Origin of the sequence: Mesorhizobium sp. M4A.F.Ca.ET.022.05.2.1, from assembly GCF_003998845.1 — a bacterium.
In the GTDB taxonomy this organism is placed as follows: Bacteria; Pseudomonadota; Alphaproteobacteria; order Rhizobiales; family Rhizobiaceae; genus Mesorhizobium.
In genome coordinates, this window is sequence record NZ_RZOJ01000227.1 from 1 (window position 1) to 9,864 (window position 9,864).

A 9,864-nucleotide genomic window follows, 5' to 3' on the forward strand; every position below is an offset into this window, starting at 1 on the left:
ACCAAGGAGACCGATGATGAATACCCCCAATCTGGGATATCGCGTGGGCAGCGGCGCCCGAGCCGGCGCCCTCTACGACGAGGGCCTGCGCCAGCACATGCTGCGCGTCTACAACTATATGGGCCTTGGCCTCGTCGTCACCGGCGCCATCGCCTTCGCCGTGGCCTCGACGCCGGCGCTCTACGTGCCGATCTTCTCCAGCCCGTTGAAATGGGTGGTGATGCTGGCGCCGCTCGCCTTCGTGCTGTTGTTCTCGTTCCGCATGCAGACCATGTCGGCGGCTAGCGCGCAGGCGATGTTCTGGGCCTTCTGCGCCGTCATGGGCCTGTCGCTGGCTTCGGTATTCCTGGTCTTCACCGGCACCAGCATCGCGCGCACCTTCTTCATCGCCGCCAGCATGTTCGGCGCGACAAGCCTTTACGGCTATACGACAAAGCGCGACCTGACGCAGTTCTCGTCGTTCCTGATCATGGGCCTGATCGGCGTGGTGATCGCCAGCCTCGTCAACCTGTTCCTCGGCTCGACCGCGCTGCAGTTCGCCATCTCGGTGATCGGCATCGCCGTGTTCATCGGGCTCACCGCCTGGGACACGCAGACAATCAAGGAGCAGTACGCCGAGAATTTCGACGCGGAATCGCGGCAGAAGCTCGCCGTCTTCGGCGCCTTCTCGCTCTATCTGAACTTCGTCAACATCTTCCAGCTGCTGCTGAACTTCACTGGCGAACGCGAATAGACCGGACCGTAGCAGGCAACACTGCGAGCCTGGTCGTGGCCGGAGGGAAACCTCCGGCCACGTTTCGTTCGGACGGTGGCCGGCGTGAAATCGCGACAGCGTCGGCTCTTGAGTTTCACCGAAGGCCTTTGGTAGCCTGCCGGCCATGCCAGCCAGCCGCGAGGACATATGGAACAGGACAGCCTGACGCTTCATGGTGACGGCATCTCGGCGACGATAGTCGGGCAGGGGGCCGAACTGGTTTCCTTGCGCAATGCCGAGGGCACAGAGCTTTTGTGGCAAGCCGGCCCGGAATGGCGGCGTCACTCGCCGGTGCTGTTTCCGATCGTCGGCCGGTTGAAAGGCGGCCAGTTGCGCCATCGTGGGCAAAGCTATGCGATGACGCAACATGGCTTTGCCCGCGACAGGCGGTTCGCCTGGGCGGAGCAGGGGGCTTCTTCCTGCACGCTGGTCCTGACTGACGACGCCGAGACGCGAGCTCGCTATCCATTCGCCTTTCGCCTCGCCATCACCTACAGCGTCGGCCCTCGCCGGCTTGGCGTGAGCTTCGAGGTCACAAACACAGGCGACGAGTTGTTGCCGGCCTCGGTCGGGGCGCATCCGGCATTCAACTGGCCGCTAGTCCGGATCAGACCAAGCAAGCCTATCGGCTAACCTTTGCCGATAATGAATCCTCGCCGATCCGCCGCCTGAAGGACGGCCTGTTATTGCCAACGCTCCAGCCCACGCCAATCGAAGGCAGGACGCTCGCGCTCACCGAGCGGCTCTTCGACGACGACGCCGTTATCCTGGATCGCCCGGCCAGCCCCAGCGTGCGCTATGCCGCAGAGCGCGGGCCAGCGATCGAAATGTCTTGGCAGGGGTTTAACGAACTGGGCATCTGGTCCAAACCGGGCGGGGCGCCGTTCCTGTGCATCGAGCCGTGGCATGGCATCGCTAGCCCGATCGATTTCGATGATGAGTTCACCGACAAACCGGGCGTGATGCTGATCGAGCCGGGTGCCAAGCGAACCCTCAGCTATCAGGTCGACCTGCTGACGATGTGAAGCCCGCCGCGAGTTTTCAAACCTGCCGGACGATGGCGCCGATCACATTGACGAGAAGGCGCGCCGCAGTCAGCGCCGACAGGCCGTCAATGTCGGCGGGAGGGTAGAGTTCGACTAGGTCGAATCCTGCGATCCCGGCCCGTCTGCCGAGGCCCGCGATCAGGTCGATCACCTGCGTGTAGGTGAGGCCGCCAGGCGACCGTGCAGCCACGCCCGGCATGATGGAGGGGTCGAGGCCGTCGCAGTCGAGGGTGATGACGACCCGTGCTCCCTCTGGAATATGCCGCAGAGCGGCGTCGATGCCTTGGGCGTGAACCTCGCGGACGGTCACGAAACGGCTGCCAAAGCGCTGCGCCGCTTCGATCTCGGCGAGGCCGGCGCTGCCGACACCGCGGATGCCGACCTGCACCATGCCGGCGACATGCGCCATCTCGCTCACCCGGCGCATCGGATTCGAATAGCCGTAGCGTTCGCCGTCGACCTCGTCGCGCCAGTCGATGTGGGCGTCGATCTGAAGGACCCAGACCGGCCTGTGGTCGGCAAAACCGGCGAGAAAGGGAATGGGCACAGAATCGTCACCGCCCAGCAGGATCGGCACGGCCGGCAAAGCCAGGACCTCGCGTGTCTTGACCTCGATCCGCGCCCGGTTTCCAGCATTGTCACGCATGGTGGTCAAGATGTTGCCGGCGTCGACGCAGCAGGCCGGCTTGCCGTCGAACAGCGGGCCGCCGAGATCGAAATCCCAGTGCCCGACCAGACGGGCGTCGTCCTGGCTCGCCGCGCGGATGCGCAACAGCTCCGTACGGTTGGCGAGCGGGACCGGATAACATGGCGTTTCGCCATCTCCGAGATACACATCAGAAAGTCGCATAAGATAGATTATGGAACTGATACTTAGGGCGATGCGCCGATCAGGAGGTCGATTGCCGCAACGCTTTCGCCAACCCCGCCGGGTTTTGACAGGCCATGGCATGTCCGGCTTGCGGCACGACACAGACGTTGATTCCCAGTTGGGACAGACGTTGGGTATCTTCGTCCGGCAAGGACTCTTCACCGAAGATAACAGTCCTTGGCATCGTCATCCCAACAAGCAATTCACGCCAGGACGGATTGCTGCCGACGATCAGTGATGTTGCTGCCCGATGAACGGCATATGGGGCGCTGACCGACAACGAAGCTGCCCAGATGCCATTGCCGTCCGCTTTGGACATTCTCACCAAATCCTCGTGGCCATGGGCCACGTAGTCGACCTCGTCCATGCCGGCGACTTTCCCGCTGAAGAAGCCTCCACCTGGATCGAGATTGGGCTCGCTCAAAACGAGGTTCCGGACGCGATCGCCAATCAGGCTTGCAGCAACGATAGCAATGGAACCGCCCATGCTGTGGCCGAATAGATCCAGCCTCTCGGGGGCCAACTCATTGATAAGTTCCACCAAAATCCGCGCCTGATCATCGATCGTATAGCTGAAGTCAGCCGGCCGGTCGCTGAAACCAAATCCAAGCAGATCGACCAGCACCATTCGCTTGCCCATCAGCGCAGCATCGCAGGCGACGCGCGGATAGTCGCAGGAAGAAGCGCAACCAAGGCCATGAACGAAAATTAGCGGGACACCGGCGCCCAGGATATCATGATAGAGCAGGTTTCCTTGATCTCTGGGCAGTTTGAACGACTTCATGGCTCACAGCCTCTATGAAAGACGTCACCTATCATTCGGATTCGTAAGTAATTTCAATCGCCATGCCGTCATATGCCGGCACGATATGATCCGGCGTCTCGGCCATCACCTTGGCATAGTCGAGCGGCACATGCATGTGCGTCAGCACGGCGTTTTTCGGCGCCAATCTGTCGATCCAGCCGAGCGCCTGGCCGAGCGACAGATGGCTCGGATGGGTGTTGTACTGCAGCGCGTCGATCACCAGCATATCGAGATCGCGCAGCCGCTCGGCGGTGGCGTCGGGGAAGTCGCTGATGTCAGGGCAATAGGCGAGCCCGCCGGCGCGGAAGCCAAGCGAGATGATGTCGCCATGGATTTGCGGCAGCGGCTCGAGGGTGAGGGGCCCCCCCTCGCCTTCGATCACCACCGGCCTGGCGTGGTCGATGAGATGCGGCCTGACGATCGGCGGGTACGAGCTGCCCGGCGGCGTCTCGAAACAATAGCTGAACGCCTCACGCAGGCGCCGCATCGTCGGCTGGTCGGCGTGGATGTCAATCAAGTGGCGCTGTTCCAGCACATAGCCGCGCAGGTCATCGATACCGTGGATATGGTCGGCATGCGGATGCGTGTAGACGACCGCGTCGATGCGTTTGACGGACGCCAGAAGCATCTGCTCGCGGAAATCCGGCCCGGTGTCGATGACGACCGTTGTGCGGCCACCGTTCGCCGCGACCCGCTCGACCAGCGCGGCCGCGCGCATGCGCCGGTTCCTGGGATTGGCGGGATCGCAATCGCCCCAGTCGCCGGTGATGCGCGGCGTGCCGGGCGACGAGCCGCAGCCGAGGATGGTGAGGCGCAGCCGGTCGCTCATGCCTCAGGCGCCCGGCGCGTCGGGGCGCGGCATCTTCCGGAACAGCCGGAAGACATTGTCCGTGGTGATATCGGCGATCTCGGCCTCGCCGACGCCGATCGTCTCGGCCAGCACCCTGGCGGTGTTGGCGACATAGGCCGGCTCGTTGCGCTTGCCGCGAAACGGGATCGGCGCGAGATAAGGCGCATCGGTTTCGACCAGCAGCCGGTCACGCGGCACGTTGGCGGCGATGGCGCGCAAATCGGTCGAGTTCTTGAAGGTCAGGATGCCGGAGAACGAGACGTAGCCGCCAAGCGCGACGCCGACCTCGGCCAGCCTGCGCCCCGACGAAAAACAATGCAGAATGAAGGGGAAAGCGCCCTTCCCTGTCTCGTCTTCGAGGATCGCGGCCATGTCGTCGTCGGCATCGCGAGAATGGATGACCAGCGGCAGGCCGGTCTGGCGCGCCGCCGCGATATGAGTGCGAAAACCTTGCGCCTGCGCATCGCGCGGGGCGCGGTCGTAGAAATAGTCGAGCCCGGCCTCGCCGATCGCCACCACCTTTGGGTGCGCGGAAAGGCGCACCAGCTCGTCGGCGGTCACGTCGAGTTCTTCCGCCGCATTGTGTGGATGGGTGCCGACCGAGCAATAGACCTCATCAAAAGTCTCAGCAATTTCAAGTATTTGCTGAAACCGCCTCACACGTGTCGAGATCGTCACCATGCGGCCGATGCCGGCCGCGAGGGCGCGGGCGACGATGGCCGCCCGCTCCTCGGCGAAGTCCGGAAAGTCGAGATGGCAATGACTGTCGACCAGCATCAGGCTTTGGCATCCTGCTCGACATAACGCGGGAACACGCCCTCGGGCGCCGGCAGGGCCGTGCCCGGCACCAGCGCATGGTCGGCATGGACATGCTCGAAATTGCGCTTGTCCGCCGGTACCGCCAGCAGGTCGAGCAGCTTCGCGGCAGATCCCGGAATGAAGGGCTGGCACAGCACCGTCACCCGCCGGACGAGTTCTGCCGTTGTCCACAGCACCGTCTCCATGCGCACGGGATCGGTTTTCCGCAGCGCCCAGGGTTCCTGGGAAGCAAAATAGCGATCGGCTTCCGCCACCACGCCGAAAATCGCCGCCAGCGCCAGATGGATGCCCTGCTCCGCCATCGCCTTGCGTGCCGTCGCCAGCGCTTCGACCGCCTGATCGAGGATGGCGCCGTCGGCCTCCGTCAATTCGCCGCGCTTCGGCACCACGCCGCCGCAGTTCTTGGCGATCATCGACAGCGAGCGCTGCGCCAGATTGCCGAGCCCGTTGGCGAGATCCGCGTTGGTGCGGTTGACGATCGCTTCATGGCTGTAGTTGCCGTCCTGTCCGAATGGCACCTCGCGCAGGAAGAAATAGCGCACCTGGTCGACGCCGTAGTGCTCGGCCATGGTGAACGGGTCGATGACGTTGCCGACCGACTTCGACATCTTCTCGCCGCGGTTGAACAGGAAGCCGTGGCCGAAGACGCGCTTGGGCAGCGGGATTCCCGCCGACATCAGGAAGGCCGGCCAATAGACGGCATGGAAGCGCACGATGTCCTTGCCGATGATGTGCGCATCCGCCGGCCAGAATTTCCAATTCTCAGCGTTTTCATCGGGATAGCCGAGGCCGGTGATGTAGTTGGTCAAGGCGTCGACCCACACATACATCACGTGCTTCTCGTCGCCGGGCACCGGCACGCCCCAGTCGAAAGTGGTGCGCGAGACCGACAGGTCCTTCAGCCCCGACTTGACGAAACTCATCACCTCGTTGCGCCGCTCTGCGGGGCCGATGAAGTCGGGCTGGCTTTCGTAAAGCGCTGTGAGCTTGTCCTGATAGGCCGAAAGCCGGAAGAAATAGCTCTCTTCCTCGACCCATTCGACCGGCGTCCCCTGCGGCCCGTAGCGGACGTTGTCGGCCCGAACCTCGGTCTCCTCCTCGCCGTAATAGGCCTCGTCGCGCACCGAATACCAGCCGGCATAGCCGCCCTTGTAGATATCGCCATTGGCGGCCATCGCCTTCCAGATCGCCTGCGAGGACGCGTAGTGGCGCTCCTCGGTGGTGCGGATGAAATCATCATTGGAGGCGTTGAGCACCGCCGCCATGCGCCTGAATTCGGCCGAGTTGCGGTCGGCGAGTTCGCGCGGCGAGAGGCCATCCTTGCGCGCCGTCTGCAGCATCTTGATGCCGTGCTCGTCGGTGCCGGTGAGGAAGAAGACCTGCTTGCCATCAAGGCGCTGGAAGCGGGCGAGCGCGTCGGTGGCGATCAGCTCGTAGGCATGGCCGATATGCGGCTTGCCGTTCGGGTAGGATATCGCGGTCGTGATGTAGAATGTGTCGCGTGACATGAATGAACCGTCATGAAAGTCTGAATGTGAGTTGTGGGGGTGGATATCCTATCGGCATGGCGATTGCCATCCCGAGCGGGCCATCACATTCGCATCGCAGAATTCAGGCGGTCGATCATGATCAGAGCGTGCTGCTTCTTGTCGAGATTGTAGGTCTCGGTCTCAGATATAGCGTTCTGGGCTTCCTGCCAAGCTTCGGACAGGGCTTTGGCCCGCGCCAGATCGCCGGCGAGTGCCGCCTCGCTGGCGCGTGAGGACAACAGGTCAAGCGCGTGTCGGTTGAAGATGTCGAACTGGATCGCCTGGTCGCGGCCGGCAACCGCCTCGGCAAGCCGGTGGGCGCCGGCGACGTCGCCCTTCCTCGCCGCAACCAGGGCGTCGAGCGCGGCCGCGATCTCCAGCCCGCCATATTGGGTCAGAAGGATCGCGTTGCGGGCGCTGCCGCCTGCCCGCTCCGCAAGTGCCGCGCGCGCAGCCGGCTCCTCGGGTGGCGGCGGCTCGATGCCTTGCAGAACGGTCATCAACTCCTCGTCGCCGAGCGGCGTCAGCCGCACCATCTGGCAGCGCGACCGGATGGTCGGCAAAAGGCTGCCCGGCGCATGCACGATCAGGATGAACAGCGTGCGCGCCGGCGGCTCCTCCAGATTCTTCAGCAAGGCATTGGCGGCATTGGTGTTCATGTCGTCGGCCGGGTCGACGATAACGATGCGGTAGCTGCCGTCGTGCGAGGTCATCGACAGGAAGCGGCTGACCTTGCGGATCTCGTCCACGGTGACGACCGTCTTGAAGCTCTTGGTCTTGTCGTTGGCCGGCCGGGTCAGGTGCAGCACCGAAGGATGCGCCCCCGTGGCGATCTGGCGAAACAAGGATGAGGCCGGGTCAGGTTGGGCGATCGTCTCCGGCGCCCGCTCGAAGGCCGGATGCCTTAGGAGATGATGCGCAAGGTGAAAGGCCAGCGTCGCCTTGCCGATGCCGACCGGCCCGGCAAGGATCAATGCGTGCGGCAGCTTGCCGGCGCGATAGGCCGCCACGAGCATGGATGCCGCCTGATGGTGGCCGACAAGGCGAGCCGTCTCGGACGGTTCCGGCACGCCGTCCAGCGTGTCGTGCTGCTCGGGGGCGATGCGTTCGAAGATCATGCCGTCGCTGTCTGCCGCTTCTCGGCCGGCGTTATCGTCTCCAGCGCCGCGAAGACGGCGGCGGTGACGACATTCTCAACCGTCTCTGGGTCGGCGGAGGCGTCGACGACTATGCAACGCTCTGGCTCGGCCTCGGCGATGGCGAGAAAGGCCTCGCGCCGGCGGCGATGGATATCGAGCGTTTCCTTCTCGAAGCGGTCGGGGCCGTCATTGGCGCCGCGGCGGGCGGTGGCGCGCCGCAGGCCCTCGATGGGATCGATGTCGAAGATCAGCGTCATGTCGGGCACCATGCCGTTGATGGCGACCTCTTCCAGCGTCGCCATGAAGGCTGGATCGAGACCACCAGTGACGCCCTGGTAGACACGCGAGGAATCGATGAAGCGGTCGCAGAGCACGATCGACCCGCGCTCGACCGCCGGCCGGATGACCTGCTCGACATGGTCGGAACGGGCGGCGGCGAACAGCAGCGCCTCCATCTTGGGGCCGAAGGGCTCGGCGGCGCCGGAAAGCAGCACATGCCGCACCGCCTCGGCGCCCGGCGAGCCGCCGGGCTCGCGGGTGACGAGGACGTCATATTTCTTGGCGCGCATCCGCTTTGCCAGCCGCTCGATCTGCGTCGACTTGCCTGCCCCCTCGCCGCCTTCGAAGGTGATGAAAAATCCGCTCGTCACCGGAAAAAGCCTCTGCCCATGCTGGACGCTGTCATAGCCCTCGTCCGATAAAAGGTCTATGCGCTAACGCAGCCAGCCGACGGCCAGTTCCTTGGCGGCATCGAGCGCGCGCTGCGGCAGCGTGCCGACGCCGACCGTTTCGGCGGCGAAAAGCGGCGTCTCCTGGCTCAGCGTGTCGCCGATCCAGACGCGCAGCTTGCCCACCGGCTGCCCCTCCTCCACAGGCGCCGAGACCGGCCCGTCATAGACGATTCTTGCGGTCAGCTTGTCGCGGTTGGCGATCGGCAGGAAAATATCGATCGGTCCTTTCGCCTTGAGCGCCACGCCGGATTTGGCGCCGCCGAACACTTGGGCCTCGCCGACCACCTCGTCCTTGGCAAAGATCTCGGTCTTCTGGAATGAGCGGACGCCCCAGTCGAGCAGCTTGCGCGCCTCCTCGGAGCGTTCGCGATCACTCGCCAGCCCGCTCATCGCGACGATGACGCGGGTACCGTTGTGGCTGACCGAGCCGACAATGCCGAAGCCAGCCGCCTCGCTCATGCCGGCGACGAAGCCATCGGCCTCGATGCCCATGGCCAATAGCGGGTTTCGATTCTTCTGGGTGATCTTGTTCCAGGTGAAATCCGCCTGGCCGTAGTAGCGATAGAAATCGGGGTAGTCGCGCCAGATATGCAGCGCCAGCTGCGCAAGCTCCCGAACCGTCGTCTGCTGGCCGTCTGCCGGCAGGCCGGTGGCGTTCACGAAGGTCGATTTCTGCAGGCCGAGTTCGCGGGCGCGCTCGGTCATCTGCACGGCGAAATTGGCCTCCGAGCCGGCCATGCCCTCGGCCAGCACGATGCAGCCGTCATTGGCGGCCTGCACCGTCACGCCTTGGATCAGGTCCTCGGCGCGAACCGGCGATTTGAGCTTGGCGAACATGGTCGATGTGCCGGACGGCGCGCCGCCGGTGCGCCAGGCGTTCTCGCTGACCAGGAACGTGTCGTTGATCGTCATGCGGCCGGACTTGATGGCGTTGAAGACCACTTCCATCGTCATCAGCTTGGCCATCGAGGCCGGCGGGATGGGCTTGTCGGCATCCTTGGCGAACAGCACGGTGCCGGTGTCGGCATCGATCATGAAGGCTTGCGCCGCCTTGGTTTCGAAAAGCTGTGCGTTGGCCGGGATCAGGGAAAGCAGCAACAGGCAAAGCCCAGCGAGGGGCGGAAAAAGGCGAAACTGCATAAGGGCTCGACCCGTTAGCCGGTATTGGCAGGGGCAAAGCTATCAGGCTTTTTTCCGGCGGATCAACCGTGCGATCGAAATAGATCAGTCGCGCACGACAAGCGCGTCCGGCGCGCCGTGCGACCAGGCCGCCTTCAGCACGTCATCGACGCTGCCATGGCCGTCCGGATAGACGTTGAC

The 9,864-nt window shown here is 64.0% G+C and carries 9 protein-coding genes and 1 pseudogene; 2 read left to right on the top strand and 8 right to left on the bottom strand.

Features of this window, described 5'->3' with window-relative positions; translation table 11 throughout:
- The first annotated feature begins 16 nt into the window (after nt 1-16).
- Nucleotides 17-733 (top strand): Bax inhibitor-1/YccA family protein, encoded by a 717-nt coding sequence (locus tag EN745_RS22065; protein ID WP_127422246.1) that lies wholly within the window; start codon nt 17-19, stop codon nt 731-733.
- Between the two features lie 168 nt (nt 734-901).
- A pseudogene (locus EN745_RS22070) lies at nt 902-1,779 on the top strand (aldose 1-epimerase family protein).
- A 16-nt stretch (nt 1,780-1,795) separates the two neighbouring features.
- Here EN745_RS22070 and EN745_RS22075 read toward each other — a convergent pair.
- The 8 genes from EN745_RS22075 to EN745_RS22110 form a co-directional block, all read right to left on the bottom strand.
- The gene (locus EN745_RS22075; RefSeq protein ID WP_245487787.1) at nt 1,796-2,635 is read right to left on the bottom strand and encodes an agmatinase; all 840 of its coding nucleotides are present in this window, start codon (nt 2,633-2,635) and stop codon (nt 1,796-1,798) included.
- 55 nt (nt 2,636-2,690) lie between these two features.
- Entirely contained in the window at nt 2,691-3,455 is a 765-nt protein-coding gene (locus tag EN745_RS22080; RefSeq protein ID WP_126054601.1) for an alpha/beta hydrolase, read from the bottom strand.
- A 31-nt stretch (nt 3,456-3,486) separates the two neighbouring features.
- Nucleotides 3,487-4,305 carry an MBL fold metallo-hydrolase gene (locus EN745_RS22085; protein WP_127422248.1) on the bottom strand — a complete coding sequence of 273 codons (819 nt, stop codon included), beginning with the start codon at nt 4,303-4,305 and terminating at the stop codon, nt 3,487-3,489.
- A gap of 3 nt (nt 4,306-4,308) precedes the next feature.
- A complete protein-coding gene (locus tag EN745_RS22090) occupies nt 4,309-5,103 on the bottom strand; it encodes a TatD family hydrolase (RefSeq protein ID WP_126054599.1) in 795 nt (264 codons plus the stop codon).
- Nucleotides 5,103-6,653: a methionine--tRNA ligase gene (gene metG / locus EN745_RS22095; protein WP_126054598.1), complete on the bottom strand. Its 1,551-nt coding sequence runs from the start codon at nt 6,651-6,653 to the stop codon at nt 5,103-5,105. Before metG ends, EN745_RS22090 begins: the two co-directional genes overlap by 1 nt.
- 83 nt (nt 6,654-6,736) lie before the next feature.
- Nucleotides 6,737-7,792, bottom strand: a complete 1,056-nt coding sequence (locus EN745_RS22100) for a DNA polymerase III subunit delta' (protein WP_126054597.1) — start codon at nt 7,790-7,792, stop codon at nt 6,737-6,739.
- On the bottom strand, nt 7,789-8,463 hold the full coding sequence (gene tmk / locus EN745_RS22105) for a dTMP kinase (protein ID WP_126054596.1): 675 nt from the start codon (nt 8,461-8,463) through the stop codon (nt 7,789-7,791). The genes EN745_RS22100 and tmk overlap by 4 nt, the downstream gene beginning before the upstream one ends.
- Before the next feature lie 63 nt (nt 8,464-8,526).
- Nucleotides 8,527-9,684 (bottom strand): D-alanyl-D-alanine carboxypeptidase family protein, encoded by a 1,158-nt coding sequence (locus tag EN745_RS22110; protein WP_127422249.1) that lies wholly within the window; start codon nt 9,682-9,684, stop codon nt 8,527-8,529.
- Between the last annotated feature and the right edge of the window lie 180 nt (nt 9,685-9,864).

Coding starts and splice junctions, on each gene's coding strand:
- EN745_RS22065 (WP_127422246.1), top strand. CDS start 17: ATGAATACCCCCAATCTGGGATATCGCGTGGGCAGCGGCGCCCGAGCC.
- EN745_RS22080 (WP_126054601.1), bottom strand. CDS start 3,455: ATGAAGTCGTTCAAACTGCCCAGAGATCAAGGAAACCTGCTCTATCAT.
- EN745_RS22085 (WP_127422248.1), bottom strand. CDS start 4,305: ATGAGCGACCGGCTGCGCCTCACCATCCTCGGCTGCGGCTCGTCGCCC.
- EN745_RS22090 (WP_126054599.1), bottom strand. CDS start 5,103: ATGCTGGTCGACAGTCATTGCCATCTCGACTTTCCGGACTTCGCCGAG.
- metG (WP_126054598.1), bottom strand. CDS start 6,653: ATGTCACGCGACACATTCTACATCACGACCGCGATATCCTACCCGAAC.
- EN745_RS22100 (WP_126054597.1), bottom strand. CDS start 7,792: ATGATCTTCGAACGCATCGCCCCCGAGCAGCACGACACGCTGGACGGC.
- EN745_RS22110 (WP_127422249.1), bottom strand. CDS start 9,684: ATGCAGTTTCGCCTTTTTCCGCCCCTCGCTGGGCTTTGCCTGTTGCTG.